This is a genomic window from Xanthomonas sp. NCPPB 1325 (genome assembly GCF_041477645.2).
In the GTDB taxonomy this organism is placed as follows: Bacteria; Pseudomonadota; Gammaproteobacteria; order Xanthomonadales; family Xanthomonadaceae; genus Xanthomonas; species Xanthomonas cannabis.
The window spans coordinates 2,973,280-2,986,386 of sequence record NZ_CM192985.1 but is presented as its reverse complement, the minus strand read 5'-3'; the positions used below and the strand labels follow the sequence as shown (position 1 = coordinate 2,986,386).

12 protein-coding genes and 1 other RNA gene are annotated in these 13,107 nt (G+C 68.1%); 7 read left to right on the top strand and 6 right to left on the bottom strand.

Annotated elements, in window-relative coordinates; translation table 11 throughout:
- Positions 1-205: 205 nt before the first annotated feature.
- On the bottom strand, positions 206-406 hold the full coding sequence (locus ACCQ10_RS12700) for a KGG domain-containing protein (RefSeq protein WP_372360861.1): 201 nt from the start codon (positions 404-406) through the stop codon (positions 206-208).
- Between the two features lie 484 nt (positions 407-890).
- Complete coding sequence (locus ACCQ10_RS12695) at positions 891-1,565, bottom strand: class I SAM-dependent methyltransferase (protein WP_372360860.1); 675 nt, start codon at positions 1,563-1,565, stop codon at positions 891-893.
- Positions 1,566-1,875: 310 nt separating this feature from the next.
- On the opposite strand from ACCQ10_RS12695, the gene ACCQ10_RS12690 reads away from it, so the two are divergent.
- On the top strand, positions 1,876-3,501 hold the full coding sequence (locus ACCQ10_RS12690) for a hybrid sensor histidine kinase/response regulator (RefSeq protein WP_184554937.1): 1,626 nt from the start codon (positions 1,876-1,878) through the stop codon (positions 3,499-3,501).
- 219 nt (positions 3,502-3,720) lie between these two features.
- On the opposite strand, the gene ACCQ10_RS12685 is transcribed toward ACCQ10_RS12690, so the two are convergent.
- From ACCQ10_RS12685 to ACCQ10_RS12670, 4 genes are all read right to left on the bottom strand, one after another.
- Positions 3,721-3,999 (bottom strand): oxidative damage protection protein, encoded by a 279-nt coding sequence (locus tag ACCQ10_RS12685; RefSeq protein WP_047695220.1) that lies wholly within the window; start codon positions 3,997-3,999, stop codon positions 3,721-3,723.
- A gap of 22 nt (positions 4,000-4,021) precedes the next feature.
- A complete protein-coding gene (gene mutY / locus ACCQ10_RS12680) occupies positions 4,022-5,095 on the bottom strand; it encodes an A/G-specific adenine glycosylase (protein ID WP_372360859.1) in 1,074 nt (357 codons plus the stop codon).
- 323 nt (positions 5,096-5,418) lie between these two features.
- A complete protein-coding gene (gene ftsY, locus ACCQ10_RS12675; RefSeq protein ID WP_372360857.1) occupies positions 5,419-7,053 on the bottom strand; it encodes a signal recognition particle-docking protein FtsY in 1,635 nt (544 codons plus the stop codon).
- A 171-nt stretch (positions 7,054-7,224) separates the two neighbouring features.
- Entirely contained in the window at positions 7,225-7,941 is a 717-nt protein-coding gene (locus ACCQ10_RS12670; protein WP_372360856.1) for an AraC family transcriptional regulator, read from the bottom strand.
- Positions 7,942-8,101: 160 nt separating this feature from the next.
- Between ACCQ10_RS12670 and ACCQ10_RS12665 the strand changes: the two genes are divergently transcribed.
- The 6 genes from ACCQ10_RS12665 (at position 8,102) to ACCQ10_RS12640 (ending at position 12,918) form a co-directional block, all read left to right on the top strand.
- Positions 8,102-9,040, top strand: a complete 939-nt coding sequence (locus ACCQ10_RS12665) for a proline racemase family protein (RefSeq protein ID WP_184375092.1) — start codon at positions 8,102-8,104, stop codon at positions 9,038-9,040.
- The gene (locus tag ACCQ10_RS12660) at positions 9,040-10,338 is read left to right on the top strand and encodes an NAD(P)/FAD-dependent oxidoreductase (RefSeq protein ID WP_372360855.1); all 1,299 of its coding nucleotides are present in this window, start codon (positions 9,040-9,042) and stop codon (positions 10,336-10,338) included. Before ACCQ10_RS12665 ends, ACCQ10_RS12660 begins: the two co-directional genes overlap by 1 nt.
- Positions 10,335-10,580, top strand: a complete 246-nt coding sequence (locus ACCQ10_RS12655; RefSeq protein ID WP_179454009.1) for a 2Fe-2S iron-sulfur cluster-binding protein — start codon at positions 10,335-10,337, stop codon at positions 10,578-10,580. The genes ACCQ10_RS12660 and ACCQ10_RS12655 overlap by 4 nt, the downstream gene beginning before the upstream one ends.
- Positions 10,573-11,886 carry an FAD-dependent oxidoreductase gene (locus ACCQ10_RS12650; RefSeq protein WP_372360854.1) on the top strand — a complete coding sequence of 438 codons (1,314 nt, stop codon included), beginning with the start codon at positions 10,573-10,575 and terminating at the stop codon, positions 11,884-11,886. Before ACCQ10_RS12655 ends, ACCQ10_RS12650 begins: the two co-directional genes overlap by 8 nt.
- On the top strand, positions 11,883-12,791 hold the full coding sequence (locus tag ACCQ10_RS12645) for a dihydrodipicolinate synthase family protein (protein ID WP_039563791.1): 909 nt from the start codon (positions 11,883-11,885) through the stop codon (positions 12,789-12,791). The genes ACCQ10_RS12650 and ACCQ10_RS12645 overlap by 4 nt, the downstream gene beginning before the upstream one ends.
- Before the next feature lie 50 nt (positions 12,792-12,841).
- Positions 12,842-12,918: non-coding RNA, sX9 sRNA (locus ACCQ10_RS12640), on the top strand.
- The last annotated feature ends 189 nt before the right edge of the window (positions 12,919-13,107 follow it).

Sequence of the window (13,107 nt, the reverse complement as noted above, 5' to 3'; positions counted from 1 at the left end):
CATCGCGCACAAGCCGCGCGCACTGGTCCGCTGCTGAGCGCGCTGTGCGCGCGGCGTCTGCTGCCGATGATCGACGCTTGCGGTCCGCTGAGGGCAGCTTCAACGCTGCCGCTCACATGCAAAGGTCGTTGCTGCCGACGCAGGCACGCTTTCGGAAAAGCCATGGCCTTCCCGAAAGCGCTGTCTGCGATCAACACCGCGCTACTTAGCGATTGTTGCCGCCACCACTGGCCTGACCGCCCTTCTTGCCGGCTTCGCGTGCCTCTTCGGAGCTGAACTCGTGGGCGTTGCCGCTTTCATGTGCCGCCTTGCCGCCCTTGGAGGCGATCTCACGCTGCTTGTCTTCGTCCATCGCCGCAAAGCCGCGGTTGCTGTTGCCACCCTTGTTGTCGTTCTGGTTTGCCATTGCAGGTTCTCATTTGGTTGGCTGGGGAATGCACCACTGGTGCGTGTGGTGCGAGGCCAGCATCGCCATGGAAGCATCAACCGAACGTGGCGAAATCGGCAGCCAGGCGTGAGCCGGCAAGCGGCCTTGACGATCGGTCTTCACCGCCAAAAAACGCGGTATCGCGAAGGACTGCCGCAACGCTGGACAGTCGGCTGGTGCAACCCAGCGCCGGCATTGCAGGCGTGCGTCGACGGTGCGATGACGCCATCGAGGTTGTGCAGTTGCATGCAATGCATCAAGGCGGGCATGCCGGCCATTCCGTTACGACCGTACGCGCGCTGCCCTTTTAGCCCACGAGCGCGTGGTCGAGGCCTTGGGGCGAATCCCGACGACAGGCCCGGTGGCGACGCTTCGCCCGCGCGACACACGGTGAGTGCAGCCGACATGCGCACGCCGGTGCTGCTGTGTGCCCACACGCTTGCGCCGTGGCGGCGTAGCGGCCTCACGCCTGGGCCGGCGGCGAGGCATCCATGTTGCGGCGATAGACGAACAGGCGCGGCGCCTTGGCTGCCTGTGCCGGGGCCTGGCGTTCGCCGGCGATCAACGAGAATCCAATCTCGGCCAACATGCGCGAGAGCGCGTTGGCGTTGCCACGGCCCGGATCGCTGATCACGATCTCGCACGCGGGTTTGGCCAGGGCGGGGATCAGCTTGGCCAGCATGGTGGCGTGGCGGGTTTCATAGAGCACATCGCTGGCGATGATCATGTCGAACTGCCCCATGGTTGGCGCGCCGGTGTCCCAGTCGAGCCGGCGATACGGCACCGCGTCCAGCCCGTTGAGCGCAGCGTTGTAGGCCAGGAACACTTCCGCCAGCGGATGGTGGTCGCTGGCCACCACGTCGGCACCGCGCCGGCGCAGGACCAGGCTCGCCAGCCCCAGCCCGCAGCCGAGCTCGAGAATGCGCCTGCCCTCGATCGGGCGGGTGGCCATCGCTTCGGCCAGCAACTGGCCTGCCGGCCACACCTGGCCGAACAGACTCCACTGCGCCGAGGAAATGCCAGCGTCGGCAGCGGCCTGGTCCGGGTCGGCGTATTGCTGCTTGTCCGCCAAGGCGCGGATGACGTAGGTCTGCTGCCCGAAGGTCAGTTCGTGAATCTGGGTCTGGTAGCCCGACATGGTGGCATCGCATGGGTGGCCAGGCATCAGCACCGGCAGGGAAGACGCACGCGCGACGCAGCCGCAGTGGCGGAGCGAAGGCGCAGGAGCTGCAAACAGCCCGCGCATGCTACGGCAAAACGGCGCGCACGCGGTCGCGTGGTCTGCGTGCGAGGGCAGGGCGGCTGCCGGAGTGCGCGGCAACCCAGCCGGTTGCATTCGGTTGCATCAGCGCGCGCGGCCGTACGGCAAAGGCTCATGGATGTGACGGGTCAACTCACCGGGCCCAACTAAACTATCGCCACGGGAATGGCCCCGCGGAGAACACCACTTGAACGATTCCCGTCACGGAGAGCTGCGCGCGCCTCATATCAGCGAATCCCGTAGCCTGCCTGTGGAGAAGCACCGCTCGGATATCTTTTTTGCCGCCGTGGAAACCACGCGCATGCCGATGACGGTGACCGACCCGCATCTGCCGGACAATCCGATCGTGTTCGCCAATCGGGCGTTCCTGGAAATGACCGGGTATTCGGCCGACGAGATCATCGGCAACAACTGCCGCTTCCTGCAGGGCCCGGAGACCGACCCGGCCAGCGTGCAGGACGTGCGCGAGTCCATCGACAACCGCCGCGAATTCGCCACCGAGGTGCTGAACTACCGCAAGGACGGGTCCTCGTTCTGGAACGCGCTATTCGTCTCGCCGGTGTTCGACGACAAGGGCAACCTGGTCTACTTCTTCGGCTCGCAGCTGGATGTGAGCCGCCGCCGCGACGCCGAGGATGCCTTGCGCCAGGCACAGAAGATGGAAGCGCTGGGGCAGCTCACCGGTGGCATCGCGCACGATTTCAATAACCTGCTGCAGGTGATGTCCGGGCACCTGGAAGTGATCCAGATGATGGCGGCCGCCAACGCGGGCAGCAATGCCGATCGCATCGCGTTCAGCGCCGAACATGCGGCCGCGGCTGCGGCCAAGGCCGCCACGCTCACCCAGCAATTGCTGGCGTTCTCGCGCAAGCAGAAGTTGCGCGGCCGCGTGGTCAATCTCAATACCCTGGTGGCGGGCATGAACAACATGGCCGAGCGCGCGCTGGGTGGCGGCATCACCTTGCGGCAGTTGCTGGAAGAGGGGCTGTGGAATTGCCAGATCGATACCACGCAAGCCGAGGTGGCATTGCTGAACGTGTTGATCAACGCACGCGATGCAATGGCGCAGGCCGAGCGTAAGGAGGTCACGGTGCAGACCCAGAACGTGGAGATCACCAGCCACGATCTGGCAATGCATCACCAGCTGGCGCCCGGACGCTACGTGAGCATCGCGGTGAGCGATACCGGCAGCGGCATGCCGCCGGAAGTGGCCAGCCGCGTCATGGAGCCGTTCTTCACCACCAAGGAAGAGGGGCAGGGCACGGGCCTGGGGCTGTCCATGGTGTACGGCTTCGTCAAGCAGTCCGGCGGCACGGTGCGCATCTACAGCGAGGTGGACCAGGGCACCACGGTACGCCTGTATTTCCCGGCTTCCAGCGAATTCGAGAACGACTTGCAGGCGGCCAAGAGCCGCGCGATCGACAAGGGTGGCGACGAGACCATTCTGGTGGTGGAAGACAAGCAGGACGTGGCGGTGGTGGCCAAGATGTTCCTGGAAAATGCCGGGTATCGCATTCTGTCCGCATCGAGCGGGCGCGAGGCGATCGAACTACTGGAACAGCACCCGGAGGTGGATGCGTTGTTCACCGATCTGATCATGCCCGGCGGCATGAATGGCGTGGTGCTGGCACGCGAAGCGCGCCGCATGCAGCCCAAGTTGAAAGTGCTGCTGACCACCGGCTACGCCGACGCCAGCATCCAGCGGACCGATGTGGGCGGTGCGGAATTCGACGTGGTCAACAAACCCTACACGCAGAAGGAATTGCTCAAGCGCATCCGCATGCTGCTGGATGGCCCGACTGGCGTGGGTTAGGCGCCGCAGGGGCAGGGGCGATGGCGTTGATCGGCATCGCCCACGTGTAACGTCGTCTCGGGCAGAGCCAGCATGCCCGTGGATCAGGTAGCCCTCGCAGCGCTCGCCTGGATTGCCTGTAGCCTCGCCGCAAACACTTAGCGGCAGCAATCACGCGCATCGAGGATTGTTCCAGCAGAGGCCAGCCGCAACCGCGGCCGAACCCCAATCCCCGCCCAGCTACTCCTCGCCCAGCGGCGCCACATAGCCCTCGGGCTTGTCGGCATTGCGGTCGAACAGGAACTTCTGCAATTCGGCCTCGAGAAACGCGCGGTGCTTGGGGTCGCGCGGTGACAGCCGGTTTTCATTGATCAGCATGGTCTGGTGTGCCAGCCACGCCTGCCAGGCGGTCTTGCCGATGTGCGCGAACACGCGCTGGCCCAGCTCGCCGGGGTAGGGCACGAAATCCAGGCCTTCGGTGTCGCATTGCTGGTACTGGCAGAACACGGTGCGGGACATGCGAATTCCTTTGAAGGCGTGCTTAAAGCGTGTCGAGCAGTTTGCGGATCGGTGCCGGCAAGCCCAGCGAGCCGAGATCGGCGCGCGCCACCCAACGCAGGTCGTCATTGTCGCGCACCGCTGCGCGCAGCGCGACCTTGCGCAGGCGCAACGGCTGCAGGTGCAGCCGGTAGTGGCTGAAGGTGTGCACGAGCGGCGCCATCGCATCGGCGCGTTCGTAGTTGCCCTCGATGTGGGTGGCGAACCAGCTGCGCAGGCCGCTGTCGGTCTCCGCCTGCGGCAGGGTCCACAACGAGGCCCAGATGCCGGTCGGTGGGCGGCGTTGCAACAGGATCTCGCCATGCAGGTTTTCCAGCAGCAAGGCGGTGGCTTCGCGCTCGGGCAGCACCTTGCCGGGCTTGGGAGTGGGCAAGGCGTCCACCAGGCCGTCGCGGCGGGCGACGCAGTCCTGCTGCAGCGGGCACACGATACACGCCGGTCTGGCGCGCGTGCACAGCGTGGCACCGAAATCCATCTGCGCCTGCGTGTAGTCGGCCAGTCGTCCGGCCGGCACGTGCGCAACATGGGCCCAGGCCAATTGCCATAGCTGCTTTTCCACCACCGGCAGGCCGGGGTAGCCGGCGATGCCGTGGACGCGCGTGAGCACACGCTTGACGTTGCCATCCATGATCGGAAAACGCTCGTTCCAGGCCTGGCTCAGGATGGCGCCTGCGGTGCTGCGGCCGATGCCCGGCAGCGCAAGCAGTGCATCGAAGTCGCGCGGCAGCTCGCCATCGTGCAGGGCGACGCAGTGTTTGGCGGCGGCATGCAGGTTGCGCGCGCGGGCGTAGTAGCCCAGCCCGGCCCACTGCGCCATCACGGTGTCGTTGTCGGCTGCCGCCAGATCCGCCAGCGTAGGGAAGCTCGCCACGAATTTGTGGAAATACGGAATGACCACTGCCACCTGGGTCTGCTGCAGCATGATCTCCGACAGCCACACCCGGTACGGCGCGCGTGGATGCTGCCAGGGCAGATCGTGGCGGCCGTGGCCGTCGAACCAGTGCAGCAGGCGCTCGACGAAGGCATCAGCAAGGGGAGTGGCGTGGTCGGCTGGCATGGTGCTCTGCTGGCGTGGAGGGCAAGGGTGTCGGGAGCGGGAGTGAAGCTGCGACGCGCGTGGTGCCGCGCGTCCACTCACTGCAGCGGAAACGTCGTTCCGACCAGGCACCGTTCGCAGAAACATCCCGCATCCCCAGGCCAATGCGGTGGTGTGGGCACACGGTGGTAAGCCACCGACGCATCAGCGCGGACTGGCGCGTGCAGTGCTGCAGGCGAGGGCTGGCAAACGTCAGTACACGTCGTGCCTGCGACCGGTCACGCGATACCTGCCGCACGCTGCAACCAGCCCGCAGCGCTTGCAGATGCGGGCTGGCATCCCAATCAACCGCCCAGGGCGTCCGGCAACAGTGCGTCGACGAAGGCGACCGGGTCGAAGACGCGCAGGTCTTCCGGGCGTTCGCCGATGCCGGCAAAGCGGATCGGAATGTTGAACTCCCGCGCGAGTGCAAACACCACGCCACCCTTGGCGGTGCCATCGAGCTTGGTCACGACCAGGCCGGTGACGCCGACCGCCGCATGGAACTGACGCAGCTGCGAGATGGCGTTCTGGCCGGTGGTGCCGTCGATGACCATCAGCACTTCGTGCGGCGCGGCGGCGTCGATCTTGCCGAGCACGCGGCGGATCTTGCCCAGCTCGTTCATCAGCCCGGTCTGGGTGTGCAGGCGGCCGGCGGTGTCGGCGATCAAGACGTCGGTGCCGCGCGCCTTGGCGGCCTGCAGCGCGTCGAACGCCACCGAGGCGGCATCGGCATTCTGCCCCTGCGCAATCACCGCCACACCGTTGCGGTCGCCCCAGGCCTGCAGCTGCGCCACGGCAGCGGCGCGGAAGGTGTCGCCGGCGGCCAGCATCAGGCTGTTGCCGTCGTCCTTGAAGCGCTTGGCCAGCTTGCCGATGGTGGTGGTCTTACCGACGCCGTTGACGCCGACGGTGAGCACCACGAAGGGCTTGTGCGAGCGGTCGATGACCAGTGGCTTGGAGACCGGCTGCAGCAACGCGATGAGATCGGCGCGCAAGGCCTTGAACATGGCCTGGGCATCGACGAATTCGCGCGACTTCATGCGCTTGCGCAGGCCTTCGACCAACGCGGTGGTGGCGCCGATGCCGACGTCGGCGGTGATCAACGCAGTCTCGATCTCGTCGAGCAGGTCGTCGTCGAGCTTGGGGTTGCGCGAGAACAGGCCACCGAAGCTGCGCGCGAAGGTGCTGTTGCGCAGGCGCTCGCGCCAGCCGGGTTTGCCCGCCGGTGCAGCCGGCAGGGCGTCGTGCTGGCCGACGATGCTGTCGTCCTGGGTGGCCGGCAGCGGACTGCTGACGATGGACGGTGCGGTGACCACCGGCGTCGCGCTCGCGGCCGGGGCGGCGGCGGGCGGCGCGGAGGCGGCAGGCGGTACGACGGCGGGCGGAGCAGCAACAGGCGGTACGACAGCAGGCGTAGCGGCAACAGGCGTCGCGACGACCGGCGACTGCGCCGGTGTTGCAGGTTCTGCGGGCGCCGTTGCCGGCGAGGTTGGTACGCGGTGTGGCTGCGCCACGACCGGCGGCACAACCACCACCGGCGCCGGAGCGACGGGGGCTGCGGCAGGCGCCGGGTCCGGCAGTGCCTGCAGGGCCGATGGGGCCGGCGCCGCAGGGGCGGGCGGCGTGCTCGGCACCGCCGCCACGCTCTGCGCCTGGCCGGTGGGGGCGGCAATGTCGCGTGCCAACGCCTCAGCCGGTGCGGCGGGCGCGGCGTGCTCGGCCGCCGGCGTTGGCGGGTCCGCCGCTACCGGTGCGGGCGTGGGCGCAGCGACAGGCGCTGTGCCGGTCTGCGCAGGTAGCAGGGCCTCGATGGGCGATGCTGGGGTGGCGGCAGACGGCGCGGTGGGAAATGCGGCTGCCAGTTCTTCCAGGCTGTAGCGCGAGGTACGCGAGCTGTCGGGCGTGGTGGGCTTGTTGCGGCGAAAAAAGCTGGCCATTGGCAACGCAGTAGGGGAAACCCGAAATTCTACCATCGGGGTCCGGTCTCACCTTGACGCGCCCTTCAGTGGCGCCCCTCGCCACCGCGGCGGCGGTGCATCACGCTCGTGCCCGCAATGCTGCCGAATTCGGCATTTGTGCCGGCTGTGTGTCAGCGCATGATCGGCGCCTTACAGCTGACCCTTGAGCGCGCGGTAATCGCGCGGGGTCATGCCGACGGTGGCCTTGAACTGGCGCGCGAAGGCGCTCTGGTCGGCAAAGCCGCAGCGTTGCCCGATGCTGGCGATACTGTCCTCGCCATACAGCAGCCGCATCGCCGATTCGATGCGCAGCTTGGTCAGCAGTTGCTGCGGGGTGACCTGGAAGACGCGGCGGAAGTGCCGCTCCAGCTGCGCCACCGACAGCCCGGCCAGATCGGCCAGCGCCTGCACGCGCAGGTTGTCGCCGAAGTTGGCCTGCATGTGTTCCATCACCTGGCTCAGGCGTTCGTAGGCCGAATGCCGGCTATCGGGCTGGCCCAGATCACGCGAGATGCCGACCACGCCGATCACCTCGTTGGCCTCGCACAGCGGGCGCTTGAAGGTCAGGCACCAGCCCGGCAGGCGATTGGGATACAGGTGCACTTCGAGCTGGTTGTCGATGAGTTCGCCAAGCAGGACGCGACGGTCCTGCATCATGTAGCTGCCGCCCAGCGGCAACGGGAAGACTTCCAGCGGCGACCGACCGATGATCTCGCTACGCAGCTTGCGCCCCAATCGACGCACCAGGGTGAGGTTGCAGTGGGTGTAGCGGCCATCGCTGTCCTTGATGAAGAACACCACGTCCGGCAGTGCATCGAACAGCGTCTGCATTTCCAGCGCGGGCAGGTTGAGGTCCATCAGGGTCATGGTAGCGGTCACGAGTTGACGGTTGCACGAAGGTGCAACCCAGCAATGATCCTAGCGCAAACGCGCGGCGATGCATCGGGTTGGTAATTGTGCAGATTTCCGCATTTTCACTTCGCATTGCACGCTAGTCGTGCGCGGGCCGGCAGTGGGAGCATGCGCCATGCACAGCATCGACGTGATCGACTCTCATACGGCCGGCGAGCCCACCCGCGTGGTCCTGGCCGGCTTCCCCGATCTGGGCGATGGCGACCTGGCGCAGTGTCGCGAGCGGTTCGGCCGCGAGTTCGACCAGTGGCGCAGCGCGATTGCCTGCGAGCCGCGCGGCTCGGACACCATGGTCGGCGCGTTGCTGCTGCCGGCGCGCGACCCGAGCGCCTGCACCGGGGTGATCTTCTTCAACAACGTGGGTTATCTGGGCATGTGCGGGCACGGCACGATTGGTGTGGTGCGCACGCTGGCCGAGCTGGGGCGGATCGCGCCGGGCAGGCACCGTATCGAAACGCCGGTGGGCACGGTGGGCGTGGAGCTGGCCGACGACGGCACGGTGTGGGTGGACAACGTGGAAAGTTATCGCGCGGCTGCCGGTGTGGTGGTGGACGTACCGGGGCATGGCGCGGTGCGCGGCGATGTGGCCTGGGGCGGCAACTGGTTCTTCATCACCGAGCAGGCGCCATGTGCGCTGGACCTGGCGCATCAACGCGAGCTCACTGCCTACACCGAAGCGATCCGGCTGGCGCTGCAGGCCGCCGGCATCACCGGCGAGGGCGGTGGCGAGATCGACCATATCGAAGTCAACGGCGCCGCGCCCGACGGCAGCGGTGTGGCGCGCAATTTCGTGCTGTGCCCGGGGCTGGCCTACGACCGTTCGCCGTGCGGTACCGGCACCAGCGCCAAGCTGGCGTGCCTGGCCGCCGACGGCAAGCTGGGCGAGGGCGAGCGCTGGGTGCAGCAAGGCATCCTGGGCAGTGCGTTCGAAGGCAGTTATCGCCTGAGCGGGCGCGGTATTGCGCCGCGCATCAGCGGGCAGGCGTACATCACCGCGCGCGCGCAATTGCTGATCGACCCGGCCGACCCGTTCGCCTGGGGCATCGTGGCCTGATGGAGGCCGTGCGGCCCGCGCCGGTGGTTGCGTCGGCCATGGCGTCGGCCGAACTGGTGCCTGATCCCATTGCCGGGACGTCGACTGCGCTGCCCGCGTCGCCATCGCCCGCGACGACATCTGCGCCTGTGCCGGGTTCCGTTGCCGGATCCGAATCCGGCTCTGCACCGTCTGCCGCTTCCACGCGGCGCAGTTACGACCTGATCGTGGTCGGTGCCGGCATCGTGGGCGCCGCCTGCGCCGAGGCTGCGGCGGGCGAGGGTCTGCGGGTGGCGATCGTCGAACCGGGGCCGATCGGCGGCGGCGCCACCGCCGCGGCGATGGGGCACCTGGTGGCGATGGACGATGACCCGGCCGAGCTGGCCTTGTCGGCGTATTCGCTGCGCCTGTGGGAGCGCTTCGCCACGCTGAGCGAAGCCGAATTCAGCCGTTGCGGCACGCTGTGGGTGGCCCGCGACGCACGCGAACTGGCGGCGGTGCCGGCCAAGATCGCGCGCCTGGCCGCTGCCGATCTGCAGGCAGAAGCGATCGATGCGGCGCAGTTGTATGCGCTGGAGCCGCAGCTGGTGCCAGGCCTGGCCGGCGGCATGCGCGTGCCCGCTGAAGCGGTGGTGTATCCGCCGCGGGTGGCCCGGCATCTGGTGAGCCTGGCCTGCAAGGCCGGCGCGCAGGTGTTTGCCGGCCGCCGCGTGGCGCAGTTGCAGGAACATGCGGTGCGCCTGGACGACGGGCAGGTGCTTGCCGGCCCGGTGCTGGTGGCCAGTGGCGTGGCCCTGCCGCAGTTGCTGCCCGAGCTGGCGTTGCGCCCGCGCAAGGGCCATCTGGTGATCACCGACCGCCACCCGGGGTTGATCCGGCATCAGCTGCTGGAACTCGGTTATGCCGATTCGGCGCATGGCGCCGACGACACCAGTGTGGCCTTCAATGTGCAGCCGCGGCCGACCGGGCAGATATTGATCGGCTCCTCGCGCCAGTTCGGCGAGCGCGATCGCGCGTTGTCGATGCCGGTGCTGCAGCAGATGTTGCAGCGCGCTTTTGCGTATCTGCCGGTGCTGCGTGAGTTGCAGGCAATTCGCGTATGGACCGGGCTGCGCCCGGCCACGCCGGATGGGCGGCCGTATCTGGGGGCGGTGCCCGGCCGGCGCGATGTGTGGGTGGCCGCCGGTCACGAGGGGCTGGGCGTCACCACGGCGCTGGGGAGCGCACGGGTGATCGTGGACAGCCTGCTCGGGCGCACGCCGGCCATCGACCCGATGCCGTACGCGCCGGCGCGCGCCGTGCAGGGCACGGCCGCATGAGCGCGACAGTGCGGTTGCACGTGGATGCGCAGCCGGTCGAGGTGCCGGCCGGTGCCAGCGTGGCGGCTGCCGTGGCGCAAGCCACGCTGCAGTTCCGGCGATCCAGCAGCGGGCAACCGCGCGCGCCGTTATGCGGCATGGGCGTGTGTTTCGAATGCCGCGTGCGGATCGATGGTATCGGCCAGCAACGCGCCTGTCTGGTGGACGCACGCGAGGGTATGCAGGTGCGCACCGATGGCTGAGCGCGTGCTGCATTTCGATGTGTTGGTGATCGGCGCCGGCCCGGCCGGGTTGGCCGCGGCACAGGCGGCGGCCAGTCACGGTGTGCGCGTGGGCGTGGTGGACATGCAGCCGCGTGCGGGCGGGCAGGTGTGGCGCAGCGATGTACGGCACGGTGCGCCGGCCGATGCGCGCGCGCTGCTGCAACAGGTGCAGGGCAATGCGGCAGTCACGCTGCTGACGCGCACGCAGATCCTGCTGGCGCAACCGGGCTGGTTGTTGGCCGATGGCCCGGACAGCACCTTGCAACTGCATTACGCCGCCCTGGTGCTGGCCACCGGTGCGCGCGAATTGCTGCTGCCGTTTCCGGGCTGGACCGTGCCGGGCGTCACCGGTGCCGGCGCGGCGCAGGCGCTTGCGAAGCAGGGTTGGCCGCTGGCTGGCAAGCGCGTGCTGGTGGCCGGCAGTGGCCCGCTGCTGCTGGCCAGTGCGGCCACCTTGCAACGGCATGGCGCGCAGGTGCTGGGTATCCACGAACAGGCTTCGGCAGCCGCGTTGCGCCAGTTCGCGCTGCAGTTGTGGCGCTGGCCGGGCAAGGCCGCGCAGGCTGCCGCGTTGCGCCTGCAGCTGCATGCAGTGGCGTATCGCGCCGGCAGCGTGGTGATCGCCGCGCATGGCAATACCCAGCTGCGCGAAGTCGAACTGGAAGGGCCTGGCGGCCGCACGCGCATCGCGTGCGATCACTTGGCGGTGGGCTATGGCCTGGTGCCCAATACCGAGCTGGCGCAATTGCTTGGCTGCCAGCTGCAGGCGTATGGGGCACACCAACAGGTGCAGGTGGATGCGCTGCTGCGCACCAGCGTCACCCAGGTGTTTGCCGCCGGCGAAGCCTGCGGCATCGGCGGGCGGGATTGCGCCTTGATCGAAGGCGCAATGGCCGGGCACATGGCCGCCGATGCGCCGGAGGCGGCGTTGCGCCTGCAACCACGGCGGCGCGCAGCGCGTGCATTTGCCGACCTGTTGCAGCAGCAGTTCGCGCTGGACCCGCGCATCCGCACGCTGGCGCAACCGGACACGCTGATCTGCCGCTGCGAAGACGTGCCGATGGGTGCGTTGGACAACTTCACCGATGCACGCGACGCCAAGCTGGCCTCACGCTGCGGCATGGGCGCCTGCCAGGGCCGCATCTGCTCCGCTGCGCTGGCCGAACTGGGCCGCTGCCCGCCCGAGCTTTCCACCGACGCCGGCCGCCGGCCGCCGTTGTTCCCGGTCCGCCTCGCGGCGCTGGCCGACTCGTTCACTTCCGACTCGCAAGGGAATCACCCATGAGCATTGCTGCGTTCTGGCACGGCGTGTTGCCGGCCATCACCACCCCGTTCACCGCCAGTGGCGATATCGACCACGACTTCCTCGGCAAGCATGCCAACCAGCTGGTGGATGCCGGTTGCACCGCGATCGTGCCGCTGGGCTCGTTGGGCGAGGCCGCGACCTTGAGCGTGGACGACAAGCTGGCGATCCTGCGTACGTTGGTCACCGCCTTGAACGGCCGCGTGCCGGTGGTGCCGGGCATCGCCAGCCTGGCCACCGGCGAAGCGGTGGCACTGGCCAAGGCGGCCAAGGATATCGGCTGCGGCGGCCTGATGGTGCTGCCGCCGTACGTGTACTCCACCGACTGGCGTGAGATGGGCGCGCATGTGCGTGCGGTGATCGGCGCCACCGACCTGCCGGTGATCCTGTACAACAACCCGGTCGCCTACAAGACCGATTTCGGCCCGGCGCAGATCGCCGAGCTGGCCGCCGAATTCCCCAACCTGCAGGCCGTGAAGGAATCCTCCGGCGATGTGCGCCGCTTTGCCGCGCTGCAGGAACTGCTGGGCGATCGCCTGGCGCTGCTGGTCGGCATGGACGATGCCATCGTCGAAGGCCTGAGCATGGGCGCCAAGGGCTGGATCGCCGGCCTGGTCAATGCGTATCCGAAAGAATCGGTGCGCCTGTTCGAGCTCGCCCGCGACGGCGGTTACCCGGCGGCCAAGGAGCTTTACCACTGGTTCCTGCCGCTGCTGCGCCTGGACACCGTGCCCACCTTCGTGCAGCTGATCAAGCTGGTGCAGGCCAAGGTGGGCATGGGCAGCGAGCAGGTGCGTGCGCCGCGGCTGGTGGTGGCTGGCGCTGAACGCGATGCCGCCTTGAAGGTGATCGAGCATGCCATCGCCACGGCGCCGAAGAGCAGCTAGCAACACCCCTGCGCCGCCGCCAGGCAGGCACGGTCGGTGCTCGGATCGGCATGTACCACTCGTACACTCCGGCTCTGAGCGCGCTGCCCGCACCCGCCTGACGACCGCTCGCTACGTTCTGTTAGCCGCTCTCGGTTGTCCTGATGGCGCACGGCCATCGCACGCTGCGTCTACTCGCAGGCACAGTGTGCGGCGCGTGCGGATTCGCCCCACGCGCCGTGCCTGCGCGTGGGGCAAGGCGTCGGCGGCTGCGGATGTGGCATGCAGTGCTGCATCCTCATCGCTTCTCTGGCCGGCCGCTGGCGCACAGTGCGCA

Excerpts from the sequence above, each read along its gene's own strand:
- ACCQ10_RS12655 (WP_179454009.1), top strand. The coding sequence starts at position 10,335 with ATGAGCGCGACAGTGCGGTTGCACGTGGATGCGCAGCCGGTCGAGGTG.
- ACCQ10_RS12685 (WP_047695220.1), bottom strand. The coding sequence starts at position 3,999 with ATGTCCCGCACCGTGTTCTGCCAGTACCAGCAATGCGACACCGAAGGC.
- ACCQ10_RS12665 (WP_184375092.1), top strand. The coding sequence starts at position 8,102 with ATGCACAGCATCGACGTGATCGACTCTCATACGGCCGGCGAGCCCACC.
- mutY (WP_372360859.1), bottom strand. The coding sequence starts at position 5,095 with ATGCCAGCCGACCACGCCACTCCCCTTGCTGATGCCTTCGTCGAGCGC.
- ACCQ10_RS12695 (WP_372360860.1), bottom strand. The coding sequence starts at position 1,565 with ATGTCGGGCTACCAGACCCAGATTCACGAACTGACCTTCGGGCAGCAG.
- ACCQ10_RS12645 (WP_039563791.1), top strand. The coding sequence starts at position 11,883 with ATGAGCATTGCTGCGTTCTGGCACGGCGTGTTGCCGGCCATCACCACC.
- ftsY (WP_372360857.1), bottom strand. The coding sequence starts at position 7,053 with ATGGCCAGCTTTTTTCGCCGCAACAAGCCCACCACGCCCGACAGCTCG.
- ACCQ10_RS12650 (WP_372360854.1), top strand. The coding sequence starts at position 10,573 with ATGGCTGAGCGCGTGCTGCATTTCGATGTGTTGGTGATCGGCGCCGGC.
- ACCQ10_RS12670 (WP_372360856.1), bottom strand. The coding sequence starts at position 7,941 with ATGACCCTGATGGACCTCAACCTGCCCGCGCTGGAAATGCAGACGCTG.
- ACCQ10_RS12660 (WP_372360855.1), top strand. The coding sequence starts at position 9,040 with ATGGAGGCCGTGCGGCCCGCGCCGGTGGTTGCGTCGGCCATGGCGTCG.
- ACCQ10_RS12700 (WP_372360861.1), bottom strand. The coding sequence starts at position 406 with ATGGCAAACCAGAACGACAACAAGGGTGGCAACAGCAACCGCGGCTTT.